The organism is Marinobacter iranensis (assembly GCF_029207565.1).
Classification (GTDB): domain Bacteria; phylum Pseudomonadota; class Gammaproteobacteria; order Pseudomonadales; family Oleiphilaceae; genus Marinobacter; species Marinobacter iranensis.
This window is the reverse complement of sequence record NZ_JANCMW010000018.1, coordinates 15118-31476: the sequence shown is the minus strand read 5'-3', so window position 1 is coordinate 31476 and position 16359 is coordinate 15118. Positions and strand designations below refer to the sequence as shown.

Annotated in this window: 13 protein-coding genes; 8 read left to right on the top strand and 5 right to left on the bottom strand. The window is 59.4% G+C overall.

Going from position 1 to position 16359, the window contains the following annotated elements:
* The first annotated feature begins 40 nt into the window (after positions 1–40).
* The 3 genes from NLU14_RS20425 to NLU14_RS20415 all read left to right on the top strand — a co-directional run bounded on the left by NLU14_RS20425 (position 41) and on the right by NLU14_RS20415 (position 3345).
* Positions 41–421, top strand: coding sequence for a DUF2237 family protein (locus tag NLU14_RS20425; protein WP_275710073.1), 381 nt, complete (start codon positions 41–43; stop codon positions 419–421).
* 7 nt (positions 422–428) lie between these two features.
* The gene (locus tag NLU14_RS20420; protein WP_275710072.1) at positions 429–2576 is read left to right on the top strand and encodes a tRNA(Met) cytidine acetyltransferase TmcA; all 2148 of its coding nucleotides are present in this window, start codon (positions 429–431) and stop codon (positions 2574–2576) included.
* 73 nt (positions 2577–2649) lie between these two features.
* Entirely contained in the window at positions 2650–3345 is a 696-nt protein-coding gene (locus tag NLU14_RS20415) for an ankyrin repeat domain-containing protein (protein WP_275710070.1), read from the top strand.
* A 19-nt stretch (positions 3346–3364) separates the two neighbouring features.
* Here the strand turns inward: NLU14_RS20415 and NLU14_RS20410 are convergent, their stop codons facing one another.
* Positions 3365–4468: an enoyl-CoA hydratase/isomerase family protein gene (locus tag NLU14_RS20410; RefSeq protein ID WP_275710068.1), complete on the bottom strand. Its 1104-nt coding sequence runs from the start codon at positions 4466–4468 to the stop codon at positions 3365–3367.
* A 203-nt stretch (positions 4469–4671) separates the two neighbouring features.
* On the opposite strand from NLU14_RS20410, the gene NLU14_RS20405 reads away from it, so the two are divergent.
* Positions 4672–4971: a c-type cytochrome gene (locus tag NLU14_RS20405; protein ID WP_420845088.1), complete on the top strand. Its 300-nt coding sequence runs from the start codon at positions 4672–4674 to the stop codon at positions 4969–4971.
* Between the two features lie 12 nt (positions 4972–4983).
* Here the strand turns inward: NLU14_RS20405 and ppnN are convergent, their stop codons facing one another.
* A complete protein-coding gene (gene ppnN, locus NLU14_RS20400) occupies positions 4984–6378 on the bottom strand; it encodes a nucleotide 5'-monophosphate nucleosidase PpnN (RefSeq protein WP_275710064.1) in 1395 nt (464 codons plus the stop codon).
* 167 nt (positions 6379–6545) lie between these two features.
* Between ppnN and thiI the strand changes: the two genes are divergently transcribed.
* The gene (thiI, locus tag NLU14_RS20395) at positions 6546–8000 is read left to right on the top strand and encodes a tRNA uracil 4-sulfurtransferase ThiI (RefSeq protein ID WP_275710062.1); all 1455 of its coding nucleotides are present in this window, start codon (positions 6546–6548) and stop codon (positions 7998–8000) included.
* Between the two features lie 8 nt (positions 8001–8008).
* Here thiI and NLU14_RS20390 read toward each other — a convergent pair whose 3' ends face one another.
* Positions 8009–9022 carry a histone deacetylase family protein gene (locus NLU14_RS20390; protein WP_275710060.1) on the bottom strand — a complete coding sequence of 338 codons (1014 nt, stop codon included), beginning with the start codon at positions 9020–9022 and terminating at the stop codon, positions 8009–8011.
* A 171-nt stretch (positions 9023–9193) separates the two neighbouring features.
* On the opposite strand from NLU14_RS20390, the gene NLU14_RS20385 reads away from it, so the two are divergent.
* Positions 9194–10648, top strand: a complete 1455-nt coding sequence (locus NLU14_RS20385) for an NAD-dependent succinate-semialdehyde dehydrogenase (protein ID WP_275710059.1) — start codon at positions 9194–9196, stop codon at positions 10646–10648.
* Here the strand turns inward: NLU14_RS20385 and NLU14_RS20380 are convergent.
* Together NLU14_RS20380 and NLU14_RS20375 are read right to left on the bottom strand one after the other, a co-directional pair.
* On the bottom strand, positions 10645–11076 hold the full coding sequence (locus tag NLU14_RS20380; protein ID WP_275710057.1) for a phosphate ABC transporter substrate-binding protein: 432 nt from the start codon (positions 11074–11076) through the stop codon (positions 10645–10647). The two genes, NLU14_RS20385 and NLU14_RS20380, sit on opposite strands and share 4 nt — an antisense overlap.
* Before the next feature lie 15 nt (positions 11077–11091).
* A complete protein-coding gene (locus NLU14_RS20375) occupies positions 11092–12276 on the bottom strand; it encodes a porin family protein (protein WP_275710055.1) in 1185 nt (394 codons plus the stop codon).
* Between the two features lie 355 nt (positions 12277–12631).
* On the opposite strand from NLU14_RS20375, the gene uvrD reads away from it, so the two are divergent.
* Positions 12632–14797, top strand: coding sequence for a DNA helicase II (uvrD, locus tag NLU14_RS20370; RefSeq protein WP_275710053.1), 2166 nt, complete (start codon positions 12632–12634; stop codon positions 14795–14797).
* Positions 14798–15045: 248 nt separating this feature from the next.
* Positions 15046–16302, top strand: a complete 1257-nt coding sequence (locus NLU14_RS20365) for a Fic family protein (RefSeq protein ID WP_275710051.1) — start codon at positions 15046–15048, stop codon at positions 16300–16302.
* The last annotated feature ends 57 nt before the right edge of the window (positions 16303–16359 follow it).

The following is a 16359-nucleotide window of genomic DNA, read 5'->3' as shown; positions in this document are numbered from 1 at the left end:
GACCATCCAAACCCTCACTCTGAATTAGGAGAATGATTTTATGGCTACAACCGCTGAACCGGTGAACGTGCTTGGTGAAAAATTGGAAGTATGTGGTACTGATCCGGAAACCGGATTTTATCGTGATGGGTGTTGTAACACCGGACCGGATGACCTGGCAGCGCACGTGGTATGCGCGGTCGTTACGGATGACTTTCTGGAGTATTCCGCCGCCAAAGGCAATGACCTCAGTACCCCTCGGCCAGAATTTGGTTTTCCCGGCCTGAAAGAAGGGGATTCGTGGTGTCTTTGTGCATCCCGGTGGCAGGAGGCATTTGAAGCGGATTGTGCGCCCCGGGTAAAACTTCGGGCCACGCATCGTTCGGCGCTGAAGTATTCGAAGCTGGAAGACCTCAAGCGCCATTCCATGGATCTGAGCTGAGCCCATCGTGGATCGGTCCGGGAAGGAAGCCCCTGATCTGAGCCGCTGGTCGAAGCTGCAAAGTGACTTGCGGGCAGCAGGGCATCGGCGCCTGATCGTTGTGGAGGGTGATCGTGACGCGTCTCTGGCGTGGCTTCGTTCACTCCTGCCTGCATTGTCGATTACCCCGGGCGTCTGGACCGGGCCGGTTGAGGATCAGCCGGAATCTTCGTTGAAACCAATTAAACCGGTCGAAGGACGCCGTTGGCTGGGTCAGGAGTTGGCCTGTGTGGTTTGGGATGGTTGGCAGGGGAATCCGCCAGACAGTTTTGCGGCGTTGTCGGGGACACTTTCCGCCGGTGGGTTGTTTTTCTGGTTGATGCCGCCGTTGGACAAATGGGGCGGTTTTGCGGATCCGGATTACCGGCGTACCGGGCTGGACGGTGCTGTAGAGCATCCGTTTTCTGCTCGTCTGGCTCGCATTGTGGACAGTGACCCGGACGCTATCCGTATCAATCCGGCGCTAAATCCGCAGCCGGACTTACCGAAAGTTGTTTCTCCACCAGAGGCATTTCAGGTCGGCGCTACGGAAGATCAGAGTGCGCTTGTGGAAGATGTGGTCAGAACCGGGCTGGGGAGGCGTCGGCGGCCACTGGTGGTGACTGCTGATCGAGGCCGGGGCAAGTCGGCGGCGTTGGGTATGGCGGCGGTTCGGCTGCTGGAAGAGGGACGGCAACGGGTGGTGGTGACGGCCCCGGAGCCAGCGGCGGTGAAGACGCTTTTTCATCATGCCCGTATGGCTGCGGGGCAGGTTTCCGACTCGGAGATGGGCACGGACGATGTGGTGGTGGGCGATCATGGCCTGTTGCGGTTTTGCCCCCTTGATCGGTTGCTCACTGAGAAGCCGGAAGCAGAGGTGGTGATGGTGGATGAAGCAGCCGCCATTCCGGCAGACGTGTTGAAGCAGGTATTGCTGGGTTGGCCTAGGGTGATTTTCTCCACCACGGTGCATGGTTATGAGGGCTCGGGGCGGGGCTTTGCCATCCGGTTTCGTTCGGTGTTGGATTCTGAAACGCCGCACTGGCGCAATGCATCGCTCACGGCGCCAATCCGGTGGGCGGCGTCTGACCCCCTGGAACCGTTGACCCGGCGGATGTTTCTGCTGGATGCGGAGGCGCCTTCCGGGAGCGGTGATAGTTCCGGCCTATTGGTTGAACCCTGGGACCCTGCCACGGCCGGGGATGAGGAACTGAACGACGCCTTTGGCCTGCTGGTGGATGCCCACTACCGGACCTCTCCCGGCGACCTGCGCCAATGGATGGATGACCCCGCTGCCGTGAGCTGGCGCCTGACCTGTGATGGCGTGCTGGCCGGCGTGCTCTGGGCGACCGTGGAGGGTGGCCTGGACGGGGCGCTTGCAGAACAGATCATGCTGGGTAAGCGCCGTTTGCGGGGGCATCTGTTGCCCCAGTCGCTGGCCACCCACAGCGGGTTTGCCGAGGCGGCGAGCCAGCGTATTTTGCGGGTAGTGCGGATTGCCGTGAACGCGCCCGAACGCGGTCGGGGGTTGGGGAAGAAACTGGTGGCTGCGGCACAGGAACATGCCCAACAACAGGGATTGGACGGCATCGGCACCAGTTTTGGTGGAAACACCGGCTTGGTGAGCTTTTGGCAGCGTTGTGGGTTGGAGCCCGTGCGCCTGGGCATGAAACGAGAAGCGAGCAGTGGCGAGTATCCGGTGCAAATGCTCTTGGGAGTGTCTGCCGATGGCAAGGCGCTGGCGTATCACCTGCGCAGCAGGCTGGCCGAACACTGGCTCACCCTGCTGCCACGGAACTGGCCCGATGTGGAGCCGGGCCTGATACTGGCATTGACCAGCAGTCTGCCACCCGTCGGTTTCATCAACGAGGACGACCGCCGGGATCTGCACAGTTTTGCCAACGGCTACCGAGGCTTTGACCTGGCGTTGCCGGTGCTGGGAAAGCTGTCCACTCAGCCGGAGGTGGTCAACCTGGTGTTGGCAACAGATTCCCGCTCCCTGTGGGCAAGGGCAGTGCTCCAGGGCTGGTCGTGGCGCGGTTTGCAGGTGGTAGGCGAGTGCCAGGGCCGGGAGCAGGGTGAGGCCACCTTGCGCTTGGTGGTTCGTTATATTCTGCAAAACCGGCCCGACTTGTGAACAGCTCGATTTAATTCGGGCCGGTTACTGACCAGAATACGGGCAAAAATGAATCAACAGAGACAGAATCACCATGGCCCAGGGAACCGGCACCATCCTTCCTAGACTCCTGTTTGCCCTGATCACAAGTACGCTGGTAACTGCCTGTGCTACCGGCGGAGATCCCTCCAATCTGGAACAGCGGCAATCCTCGGTGGCTGATACGCCGCTGATGGCGGCAGTCAGCGATGGCGATCTTGATCGGGTTGAGTCGCTTGCCGCCTCGGGGGCGTCACTGAACACACTGACCGAGGAAGGCACGCCACTTGCGGCGGCCGTGAGGGCGGGCGAGGATCGTATTGTCTGGTATCTCCTCAGTGAGGGTACGGCGCCGGATCGCGCTCCCGCAAGCGGAATTACGCCGTTGATGATTGCTTCTGGCGAGGGCCATCGGCGCATTGTTCAGCTGTTGTTGTCCGCAGGGGCGAGTGTGAACGCATCGGACAGTGAAGGCACCACACCGGTGATCCGGGCGGCACGTAATGGTCATCTATCGGTGGTGAAAGTGCTGCTGGCTGCCGGAGCGAATGTGAACGTAAGCCAGGGTGGGCGGTCACTGCTGATGCACATTGTTGATGGCGGGGATCTGCTGACCGCGGAGATGCTGCTGGCTGCCGGTGCCGATGTTAATTATCAGGGCAATAACGGCGAGACTGCGCTGGACTTGGCCCGTGCCAGCAACAACCGCGATATCGAGATGTTGCTGATCCAGGCCGGCGCCGAACTCTGAATTCGGGCCTTCAACCTGTTTACTGCAGGCCCATGGGGTCGTTGCTGTCGTCCAGTTCCGGCTCAAAGTGCTCATCAACGATGCTCTCGGGCACATCCCTGACGGTCGGGAAGGACCATGTGGGGGATTGATCCTTGTCGATCAGCCTCGCCCTGATGCCCTCCCGCAAATCCGGTCGCCTGGTGCACCGGGCCGCCATGGTCAGCTCCATCCTGAAAACGTCCTTCAGTGACATTTGCTGGGCTTTCTTCAACTGGGTCCAGACCAGCCAGGCAGTCACCGGACAGCCACCGCGAAGATTGGCCATGCAGCCGCGCCACCAGTCGCTGTCAACGTCTGCCTCCAAAAGGTTTTCCACAATGACCGGTAATTCATCGCCGGCGCCGAGCCTGGCAATGTCCTGTTCATGCCGGGCCAGCTCACTGGCTGGCAGTGCCCTATAGTCCGGGTGCTCAAGCTGGTTGACCAGCCGGAACAGACGGCTGTCGTCGGCAGCCGACTCGCCACTCCAGCGCTCCTCCCTCAGCCGATCAATCAACGAGTCCACCTGGTCCGGCAGGATGGCCATGTCAGCCAGCCCAACTCGCAACGCGTCAGAGACGTTGAGGCGTGCTCCGGTGAGGCCCATGAAAAGCCCGATACGGCCCGGCAGGCGGTTGAGGAACCAACTGGCACCCACGTCGGGAAACAGGCCGATGGTGATTTCCGGCATGGCCATTATCACGTTCGGGGTGACGAGGCGGTAGCGGCAGGCCGATAGGATGCCAAGCCCTCCGCCCATCACCACGCCATGGCCAATGGCGATCACCGGCTTGGGAAAACAGTGGATGGTGTAGTCCAGGCGATACTCGTTGGCAAAGAAACCGGCGGGGGCATCGGGGTCGCCGTCACCGGACAGGGCGCCATACAGTTCGCGGATATTGCCCCCCGCACAGAACGCACGGTCACCGGTGCCCCGGAAGATCACCAGGCTGATGTGGTCGGCATCGGCCCACTCGTCCAGTATTGCCTGGGTTTCGGTGATCATCGACCCGGAGAGGGCGTTCAGGGTAGTGGGGGAATCCAGGGTGATCAGGCCGATGTTGCCTTCCCTGCACGCGATTTCCTGAACCTGAATGGGCATGTCGACTTCTCCGCATCGAATTAAGGTGACGTAAACGATGACCGGTTACGTACAGACTATTGATTTATCGCATTTGAGCTTTGTTTTTGCTGTGCTATAAGTTCGGTCAGATTGCGCACCGGCAGGTTCCTGTCGGGCTGTAAAACGATGAGAGGGTAAAACCAATGAGACTGAAATACCACACCTTAGCCGCCCTGTTTCTAATGGGCACAGCCGCTCCCGCCATCACGAGTGCTGCTGGCGACGTTGAGGCCGGCAAGGCCAAGGCAGCTGTGTGTGCCGCCTGTCATGGCAAGAACGGCATTGCGGTCATTCCGGGCTATCCCAACCTGGCGGGGCAGAACGAGCAATACCTCGTGTCCGCGCTCAAGGCCTACAAGAACAAGCAGCGCAGTGGTGGCCAGGCAGCCATCATGCAGGGCCAGGCCGCAGGCCTCAGCGATGAGGACATTGCCAACCTTGCAGCCTATTATGCGAGCCTGCCGGCGGATGGCGGGGAATAAACCCCGTCACCCTCAGGGAGCAGCTTGCACCGCTCCGCTGACGATTCGGTAACTGGGCTCGTAGGCGCCTGAGCCGGGCAGTTTCATCCGGTCCTGGGCCACAAATTCCTTCAGCATTGCTTCAAGGGGTGCCAGCAGTTCCGGATCGCCAGCGATTTCGAACGGCCCTTTCGCCTGTACATGGCGTATGCCGCTCTCCTTGACGTTACCCGCAACGATGCCGCTGAATGCCTTGCGCAGGTTGGCGGCAATCAGGTGGGCCGGTTGGTCGCGATGTAACTTCAGCGCCCTCATGCTCTTGTGGGTGGGCTCGAACGGCATCTGGAATACCGGATCAATCTTTAGCATCCAGTTGAAATAATAGGCGTCCTGCATGGCCCGGCGGAAGGTTTCAACGTCCTTCATGCCCTGCTTCATGGTGCGGGCGACCTTGTCCGGGTCATCAATGATGATCTCGTACTTGTTGGCGGCCTCATCACCGAGCGCGTTGCGGATGAACTGGTCAATCATCTCGAAGTATTCAGCGTTTTCCTGCTGGCCGGTAAACACTACCGGGAAGGGCAGGTCGGCGTTGTCCGGATGCAACAGAATGCCCAGCAGGTAGAGGATTTCCTCGGCAGTACCCACGCCACCGGGGAACACAATCACGCCGTGGCCGGTGCGGACGAAAGCCTCCAGGCGCTTCTCGATGTCCGGCATGATCACCAGCTCGTTAACGATGGGGTTGGGGGCTTCGGCACCGATAATGCCCGGTTCCGTCAGGCCGATGTAACGGCCGTTTTTCACCCGCTGCTTGGCGTGGCCGATAGTTGCACCCTTCATGGGGCCCTTCATGGCGCCGGGGCCACAGCCGGTACAGATGCTCAGCCCCCGCAGGCCTAACTGATGGCCCACTTCCTTGCTGTACTGGTATTCCCGCTCGTTGATGGAATGTCCGCCCCAGCACACCACCAGGTCCGGATGACGCCCGGCCTGGAGCACGCGGGCGTTGCGGAGAATGTGGAAAATCAGGTTAGTGATGCCTTCCGGGTCGTCCCGCCGCAAACCCGCCGCGGACTGGGGGATGGAATAGGAATAGATGATATCCCGCAAAACCGAGAACAGGTGTTCGCGGATGGCGCGCAACATCTGTCCGTCCACAAAGGCGTGCGCGGGTGCGTTGACCAGTTCCAGTTTGAGGCCTCTTGGCTGTGGCACCAGGCGGACATCGAAATCCGCGTGGGCTTCCATCAGGGTTTTACAGTCGTCGGTTTCCACGCCGGTGTTGAGCACAGCCAGGGCGCATTGACGGAACAGCCGGTAGAGCCCCCCTTCGCTTCTGTCCTTGAGCCGGTTGACTTCAAAGTTGGAGAGGATTTCCAGGCTGCCCTCGGGGGAAACCAGGGCATTGATGGTGGATTCGGTCATGAATGGCGAAAGCTCCTGAATGTTCTGCGGGCACCTTTTGGGTGTTCGGGTGATGCCTTTTTCTCTGATTATAACGGATATCGGGAATGCCTGATTTTGAGGCATACAGTGAAACCGTTACACTAAGCGCTTTACTGTGATTACGCTACCCGGCAGACGTCTGATTTATGAAACTCCTTATACGCCCCGCGGCTGAAGTGGCCATCAAGAGCAAACCCGTTCGTCGGCAACAGATGCGGCATCTCAGGCAGAATATCCGCAAGCTGCTGGCTCGCCTGGATAGCGATATCCATGTCGAGGGTTCCTGGGACCGGGTGGACGTGGAGGTTCCCGACGACCGCAGCCTTGCTGGTCCCGTCATCGACGAACTGCAACGCATTCCGGGGATATCCACGATCCAGGAAATCGGTGTGTTTCCCTGGGTAAGCATGGACGATGTAGCCGAACAGGCCGTGGCGGCTTTCGCGGAACGTATCCGTGGCAAGACGTTTGCGGTGCGGGTTCGCCGCCATGGCAGCCATTCGTTTCGTTCTATTGATCTGGAGCGCTTTGTGGGTTCCGCCCTGTTTGAAGCGTCGGAGCCGGAAGGCGTGAACCTGAGCCGACCGGATGTCGAGGTGCGCATTGAGGTTCATGACGATCATTATCACATTGCCCACCGCAAGCACCGGGGTACTGGCGGTTATCCGTTGGGGGCCGTGGAGACGGTAATGACCCTGGTTTCCGGTGGCTACGATTCCTCGGTGGCGGCCTACCTGATGATGCGTCGTGGGCTTCGCTCCCACTTTCTGTTCTTTAACCTTGGCGGACCGGCCCATGAAATTGGCGTGCGGCAGGTGGTCCACTATATCTGGGATCGCTACGGAGCCTCCCATGGTGCCAAGTTTATTTCCGTGCCCTTCGAAGGTGTGGTGGCGGAAATCATGCGCTCGGTGAACCATCGTCACTGGGGCGTGGTGCTCAAACGCCAGATGCTGAAGGCGGCCTCTGAAATTGCCTTGATTAACAATGCTGCTGGCCTGGTGACCGGTGATGCCGTGGCGCAGGTCTCGAGCCAGACCCTGTCCAACCTCAATGTGGTGGACAGGGCCAGCGACGAAGTTGTACTGCGACCGCTGGTCTCCATGGACAAGGAAACCATTATCAATATCGCCCGGGAGATCGGCACCGAGCCCTTTGCCCGTACCATGCCGGAATACTGCGGTGTGATTTCCCGCAAGCCGGCAACCCGCGCCAAGCTCCATCGGGTAGAGGAAGACGAGGCCAATATGGATGCTGGGGTGCTGGAGCAGGCCATTGCAAGCCGTCAGGACACCCCGGTCAACCGGCTGCTGGAAACCACACAGACCCCGGAAGAAGTGGAATTGGTACACACGCCGGAAGTGAGCGATGTCATTATCGATGTACGCCATCCCTCAGAGGGAGAGCAGTCACCCTTGCGCCTGACCAGTAACCGGGTGATGGAGATTCCGTTCTACGAACTGAACGAGCGCATCAATTCCCTGCCAACTGACAGGCAGTACCTGTTGTATTGCGACCGCGGCACCATGAGCCGGATGCACGCCTGCCACCTGAAAGCCGAGGGGCACACCAATATCAAGGTGTACGCCCCAGCAAGCTGAATCCTTGTTTAACCTTCCAGGCCCTTGAAAAACTGCTGTACGTTTTCGCTCAGGGTTTCCAGGTCGTAACCGCCTTCCTGTACAACCAGTGTGGGCAGGCCGGTCTGGCGGATATGGGTGGCCAGGCGGCAGAATCCTTCGGAAGATACCGACACCTTGGCCTGGGGGTCGTTGTGGTAGATGTCGAATCCCAGCGTGAGTATCAGCGCATCCGGCTGGAACAGACGAATGGCAGCCAATGCCTCGTCCAGCTTGTGGAAAAAATCCTCTTCGGACGAGCCGTGGGGCATGGGCAGGTTGATGTTGTAACCGAAGCCGTCGCCTTCTCCACGCTCATCCTCATAGCCACTGACCACCGGGTAGAAATTGGTGGGGTCGCCATGGATGGACACGTAGAGCACATCACTGCGGTCGTAGAAGATTTCCTGAATGCCCTGGCCGTGGTGCATGTCGGTGTCCAGTATTGCTACACGGGGAAAACGGGTTTTCATGTGTTCCGCGGCGATGGCGGCGTTGTTGAGGTAACAGAAACCGCCAGCGGCATCTCTGCGGGCATGATGTCCCGGTGGACGACAGACTGCGTAGGATGTGCGATCACCGGCGATCAGGGCATCGGCGGCACCGAGCGCGGTCTGGGCTGACCAGTAGGCGGCGTTCCAGGTATTGGCGCCGATCGGGCAACTGCCATCGGCCTGATAGCGGCCCGCTTCAGCGAGGATGCCTTTAAGGGCATTGGGTGAGCGCACGAAGATGTTCGAAATCACCTCGTCGCCCCAGTCCCCCATTTGTGACCAGCGGCGGTGTGCGGATTCCAGAAAGCGCAGATAGCCCAGGTCGTGGACCTTTGAAATCGCCCCTGCACCCTGGTCCGCCGGCTGCAACACCGGAATCCCCATGGCTTTCAGCCCTTCCAGCATCTGCCCGGTACGATCGGGGACTTCCTGGGGCTGACGCATCTGGCCACGGGTAAAATAGGTCTTTGGGAGATGCTGATCCTGCGAGGGATGAAAAAACGCCTTCATGTTCCTGCCTCCTGATAATGACATTCTTCGAGTATAGGCGCCCGCTGGTGCTGGTCAAAACACCTTGGTCTGACTTTACAGTGGCGGTTTCTGCATCCACTATGAGAGACATATCACACTGACGCAAACTCCAATTTGTACATTCCGAAAACATTGTGAAAAGGAGCCGAGATGATCGAGTCACCACTGCTTCCCAAGCTGACTGGCTACATCGGCGGTCGCTGGTCTGAATCGCCGGACGGTAACACCTTCGATGTTTATAACCCGGCGACGGGTAAGGTGGTTGCCAGTGTGGCATCGATGTCTGAAGACGAAGTGAAGGCGGCGGTTGAAGCGGGCAAGGGCGCGCTTCGCCTGACCAGTCCCTACACCATCGAAACCCGGCGCAAATGGCTGGAAGATATCCGCGATGCGCTCAAGGCCAATAAAGAGGAAGTGGGCCGCATCCTGTGCATGGAACATGGCAAGCCTTTGAAGGAAGCGCAGGGTGAAGTTGACTACGCTGCCGGTTTCTTCGATTACTGTTCCAAGCACATCCAGGCACTTGACGCCCACACCATTCCCGAGAAGCCGAAGGACTGTACCTGGACGGTGCATTACCGCCCGATTGGTGTTACCGGCCTGATCACGCCCTGGAACTTCCCCATTGGCATGATCGCCAAGAAGCTGTCCGCCGCCCTGGCAGCCGGTTGCCCCTCGGTGATCAAGCCGGCCAGCGAAACGCCTCTGACCATGATTGCGCTGTTCGCGCTGATGGACAAACACGTCGACCTGCCCGACGGCATGGTCAACCTGGTGATGGGCAAGGCCAGCGTGATCGGCAAGGTGCTGTGCGAAAGCCCGGACGTGCCCATGCTCAGCTTCACCGGCTCCACCGAAGTGGGACGCAAGCTGATCCTGGACACCGCGGACCAGGTCAAGAAACTGGCCCTGGAACTGGGCGGCAATGCGCCGTTCATCGTCTTTGACGACGCCGACCTGGATGCGGCAGCGGATAACCTGATTGCCAACAAGTTCCGTGGCGGCGGCCAAACCTGTGTGTGCGCCAACCGGATCTTCGTGCATGAGAAGGTGGTGGATGAGTTCGGCAAGAAGCTGGCGGAGCGGGTCAACCGCATGACCGTTGGTGACGGGCTGACAGAGGATGTGGATCTTGGCCCCCTGATCAACAAGGCCGGATTCGACAAGGTGAAGCGCCACGTGGAAGACGCCCTTGAGCGGGGCGGGCAGTTAGTGGCCGGCAAGAAACCAGCGGACCTGGGAGAAGGTCACCTGTTCTTCCCGCCGACGGTGATTTCCGGCGTTACCCGGGATATGTGCTGTTCCCGTGAGGAAACCTTCGGCCCGTTGGTGCCCATGGCCAGCTTCCGCACTGAAGAAGAGGTGGTCGAAGCCGGTAACGACACCGAATTCGGCCTCGCGTCCTACGTGTTTACCTCCGATGCGGAACGCGCCCAGCGGGTGGCCGCCGGGCTGCGCTTTGGCCACTGTGGCTGGAACACCGGCACCGGCCCCACGCCGGAGGCGCCGTTCGGTGGTATGAAGGCGTCCGGCATCGGCCGCGAAGGTGGCCTGGAAGGCCTGTTCGAATTCGTCGAGGCCCAGACCGTTCCGCGAGGCTTTTAAGGTTCCGGCGCCAACAGCACCTTAACGGAGTCATCCACCAGGGTGGAATCGAGATAGCCGATACTGCCCAGGGTGGATGACACCACGCTCTTCATACCGTTCGCCGAGGATACCTCCCTCGGCGGATGTCCCTTCCCGGTCAATACCTGCCGCGACCAGAAAGACTTGAGCCAGGCGTCATTGCGCTCGGTGACCAATTTGTTGAACTCATCCCGCATGCTGTTGCCCGCTGGCAACTGGAACGCGACAACACGCTGGTCATCGGGCATTCGCGAACTGCGGTTCAGGTAAATGTCCTTTACCTGCTGCACAGTGATGGTATCCGGGCCACCGTGGTGGCCGATAATCACCAACTCTGCATGCAGGGCGCTGCTAAACAGGCACAGTGCGATAAGCAATGCGTGCACGGGTGCGCGTCGAATCGCCATGGTGTCCCTCCCTGATCAGAATGCGGCGTCAAGCCGGACGGTGTAAACATCCGTGCTGTCGAAGCGGCCACCCGGGTTGCCGGCCAGAACGTCCAACTGGTTGCCGATCAGGCCACCGGTGGTTTTGCCAAAGCCACGGGCGTGGGTCCAGTCCGCTTTCAGGGCAACCGAGGTGGTCATGTCCCAGCGGAAGCCCAGGCTGTAGGCTTGACGGCGCACGTCGAGAACTTCAAGCGGGGTGCCATCGCGCTCGTAGTTATCCTGGCTTTCGATCCAGGAGGCCGTCACATACGGAGTGACTTCCTTTACCCGATAGCCGAGGGTGATATAAGCCGAGTCGGTGTCCTGGTAGAAGCCGTCCACCTCAATCCGGGTCAGTTCCGACATCAGCAACCAGTTGCCGTCGTCGTAGGAAAGGCCCAGCCCCATGAACTCGGATTTCTCGTCGTCGCCAATCGGTGGCGTGCCGCCGATGGTGGCTTCGGCCCGGGCGTAGACACCTCGGAAAGTCCAAAGGTAGTTGGTCCAGTTAGCGGTCAGGCCGGTAATGTTGCGCAACTCCACGCTCACGGTCTGGCCCAGGGAGTCGGCGTCGTCATCCAGATGCCCGGCAAAGGCGCGTGCCTGTATGGAGGAGCCTGACAGGTTCAGCGTGTAGGCTGCATCGGCGCCCACGTAGCTGCGAACCGGTACCGGGTCATAAACGGCCTCAGGCGGGCGTGCCCAGGGTTGGCCGTAGCCGATTTCCAGGGTCTCGGACTCCATGAACAGTGGCAGGCGCATCTTACCGGCGCGCAGTTCGGAACCGTTGCTGAACTGGTGGCGCAGGTAGCCCCATTCCAGTTCCGTATCCCAGTCATCGCTGCCACGGGATACGAGCTGAAGCACCGCGTCGGTATTGCGGCCAAGGGCAAAGGTGCTTTGCAGCCCGAACAGGCTGAGAGTTTCCAGGTCGGACTTTTCCGTGGCCTCGTCATAGCCGGCATCGTTGTTGGCACGGGTATAACCGGTGCTGAAAAAGCCATTCAGGCGGACCTTTTCCAGACTGGATTCGGTCATCTGCTTCTGCATGGAATCCAGGCGCTGCTCCAACTGGTCAATCCGGTCGCTATCATCGGCCATGGCCGGTAACGACAGGGTCGCGGTCAGTGCGAGGGCGGTAAAGGCAAAACGGGGGGTGGTTCGGTATACGGAGTACATCGTACATCATCTCCTTTGATGTCTGGTCGCAAGATGCGGGCGCCTTCCTGGCTTCAGGGGACTTATGTCTTGCCCCTGCAAATTGTCTGGTGCGGGAAAACGGTGGCCAGCGGACGAACTGAAGGTTCTTCCGGGCGACCCGCGGCGGGGAGTATACCCAAGTTGACGCCAGTTTCATAAAAAGTGTTCACATTTTCTGTATCGTCACCCGACAGGTACGCGCATAAATCGTAGGTCGGATTAGGCAAAGCCGTAATCCGACAAGCCAGCTCCATCAAACCCCCACCCGGCAAACCCTCCTTTCTCCTGTTATAATTCCGCCCCTGTTCATTTAACCAGTAGCGACCGGATCTCTATGGATGTCTCCCACATAATCGACGCCCTCAACGACGCCCAGCGCGAGGCGGTCACCGCCCAGAACGACCACCTGCTGGTACTGGCCGGAGCGGGCAGTGGCAAGACCCGGGTACTGGTTCACCGGATTGCCTGGCTGATGCAGGTGGACAAGGTGCCGCCCACAGGCATCCTGGCGGTGACCTTCACCAACAAGGCGGCGAAGGAGATGCGCTACCGCATCGAGCAGATGATGCACATCCCGGCTCGCGGCCTCTGGTTCGGCACTTTTCATGGTATCGCCCACCGGTTGCTGCGGGCGCATCACCAGGATGCGGGCCTGCCGGAGAATTTCCAGGTGTTGGACAGCGACGACCAGCTGCGTCTGATCAAGCGGGTGATGCGAGAAATGCAGATTGACGAGAGCCGCTGGCCGCCGAAGCAGGCCCAGTGGTTCATCAATGGCCAGAAAGACGAAGGGTTACGGGCGGAACACATCCAGGAGAACCCCGGCGACCATTTCACCAGTACCATGCTGACGGTTTACCGCCGGTACGAGAAGCTCTGCAATCTGAGTGGGCTGGTGGATTTCGGTGAGCTGCTGCTGCGCTCCCACGAACTGTGGCTCCATCGCCCGGAGCTGCTGAGTCATTACCAGGGCCGCTTCCAGCAGATCCTGGTGGACGAGTTCCAGGACACCAACACCATTCAGTACGCCTGGCTGCAGATCCTGGCCGGAAACCGGGTGCCGCTGACGGTGGTGGGCGACGACGACCAGTCGATTTATGGCTGGCGGGGCGCCAAGGTCGAGAACATTCAGCAGTACCAACGGGACTTTCCCAACGCACGGCTGGTGCGGCTGGAGCAGAACTACCGCTCCACCCAACTGATCCTGAAGGCCGCCAACGCTGTGATTGCCAACAACGTCGGCCGCTTGGGCAAGGAGCTGTGGACCGACGGCCCGGATGGCGAGCCGATCAGTCTTTACGCCGCCTTCAACGAGCAGGACGAGGCCAACTACATCGCCGACACCATCGGCAGTTGGGTCAGCGAGGGTAACCTTCGCAGCGAGTCGGCCATTCTCTACCGTTCCAACGCCCAGTCGCGGGTGCTGGAAGAATCCCTGATCCGCCAGGGCATTCCCTACCGCGTCTATGGCGGTCTGCGGTTCTACGATCGCCAGGAAATCCGCAATGCCATCGCCTACCTGCGCCTGGTGCACTACCGCCGGGATGATGCGGCCTTCGAGCGGGTGGTGAACATCCCGGCTCGTGGCATCGGCGCCAAGAGCCTGGCGGATATGCGGGCGTTTGCCACCGAGCGCAGTATCTCCCTGTGGGAATCCGCCGAGCGGCTGCTGGAAGCCGGCCAGGTCAAGGGCCGCGCCAAGACCGGCCTGCAATCCTTCATGGGTATCATCGAACGCCTGACGGAAATGGTGGACGACGCCTCCCTGCACGGGCTGATGAAGACAACCCTGGAGCTGAGCGGGCTCAGGGATTATCACGCCAGTGAAAAAGGTGAGAAAGGTCAGGCACGGGCGGAGAACCTGGATGAACTGGTGAATGCCCTGTCGGATTACGAGGTGGAAGAGGGCGTTGATCCGCTATCGGAATTCATCGCCCAGGCAGCGCTGGACGCGGGTGAAGCGCAAGCCGAGGTGAACGAAGACTGCGTACAACTGATGACCCTGCATTCCGCCAAGGGCCTGGAATTTCCGCTGGTGTTCCTGGCCGGTGTGGAAGAAGGCCTGTTCCCCCATAGCATGTCGCTGGAAGAACCGGGGCGGATGGAAGAGGAGCGCCGCCTGGCCTACGTGGGCATCACCCGCGCCATGCAAAAGCTGGTACTCACTTACGCCGAATCCCGCCGGTTGTACGGCCAGGAGAAATTCCACGCCCTGTCGCGCTTTGTCCGTGAGATCCCCGGTGACTGCATCCAGGAAGTACGGCTACGCAATACGGTCACTCGCCCGGCCATGATGGCCCGCCCGAACGAGGGCCTGTTCAGCCAGGAGCCGGACGTTGGCACGGGGTTTAGCCTGGGCCAGCGGGTACGTCACCCAAAGTTTGGCGAGGGTATCGTGATGAACAGCGAAGGCAGTGGTCATCATACCCGGGTGCAGGTGAACTTTGATGAGGGGGCTAAGTGGTTGGTTTTGGCCTACGCGCCGTTGGAGGCATGCTGAAATCGGGAGTCAGCGTTGTTTGCCAAAGCTGATAGTTCGTGAGTCGGCCCAAGAGCCAAACAAGATTTTGCCGGACATATTGCCGGACATATTGCCGGTCATTTGGCCGGACAGGAAAACAGCAAATATGACCAGATGAAACTGAGTTCCAAAAACTGGAAATGATGTCAGTGCCTATTTATACTGGCTCCAAGGAAAATATATTGCCATCAGCGGGAACTCTGTGCCGCTGCTGGCGACCGGTCATAATGCCGGACAAATACCCGGACAAACTGCCGGACAGAAACTCAGAATCACTACACGAATTAAGGTATCAGATGACATCCTGGATGAGTGCCGCGCCTTTTGCGCCAAACGAGAAATCCTGTACGGAAGAGGGGCTTCTCGATCTGGCCAGCATCCTGAACAGGAAGGCCGCTCAGGTCTCCGGCCAGCTTGAGCCGGAGACAGCGGATACGTTGCGCCGGCACATGGCTGTCATCAACTCGTACTACAGCAATCTGATTGAAGGCAATCGAACCCTCCCTCACCAGATCCGCGAGGCCCAGCGGGGAAATTTTGAGGACGATCCGGTTGCTCGGGACAAACAGATTGAGTCTCTTGCCCACATCGACGTACAGGCGTGGATAGCTTCTGAGGATCGGAGTCTGGAAGAAGTTATTTCCGTGGACTTCATCAAAGAGCTGCATCGCCGATTCTACAGGGACTTGCCTAGCGATCTTAAAAAGGTCGAGCTGGATGAAACGGGGGAAGTCGTCTGGGTTGAGGGTGGAAAGTTCAGGGATCGAGGGGTAAAGGTTGGTCGGCACATACCGCCTGACGCCGAACACTTGGAACAGCTAATGACGCAGTTCTGCAACGAATATAAAAGTGTCAGACACCAAGGTGATCGACGTCTGATCGCAATCGCAGCTGCACACCACCGATTCCTCTGGATCCACCCATTCCTGGATGGCAATGGCCGAGTTGTTCGTCTTTGGACGGATGCGGCATTCCGGGCGGCTGGACTGGAAAGCGTGGGCGTCTGGTGTTTGAGCCGTGGGCTTGCGATTTACTCCGAGAAGTACAAAAGCAACTTGGCTCAAGCTGACGCCGTCCAGCAGGGCCAAACCGATGGCAGAGGCCCGCTCAGTGAGCTTGGTCTGGCCCGGTTCTGTCATTTTGTTCTGGACACCTCCGTTGACCAAGTCAGCTACATTTCAGAACTTCTGAACCTGAAATCGATGAAACGTCGAATCGAAGACTTCGTGGCGAGCAGGGATGACCTGAAACCCGCTTCTACATGGGTTCTGTATCAGGCGTTCATTCAGGGATCGATCTCAAGGTCTGATGCCCTGACATTAACTGGGGAGCGTGATGAGCGAACTGCCCGGCGACTGCTTAAAAAGCTTCGCGATCAAGGCTTGCTGGTCGATGCAGACCCAAAGGATAGTCGCTCGCCACTTCTGTGGTCTGTTCCGGAACATGCTGAGCCAGTCTATTTCCCCAAACTCTCACCCCAGTAGGTGGTTCCATGGAAAAGCCCGACCCAGAGTGGACCGGGGTAAGTCCATAATCCATAC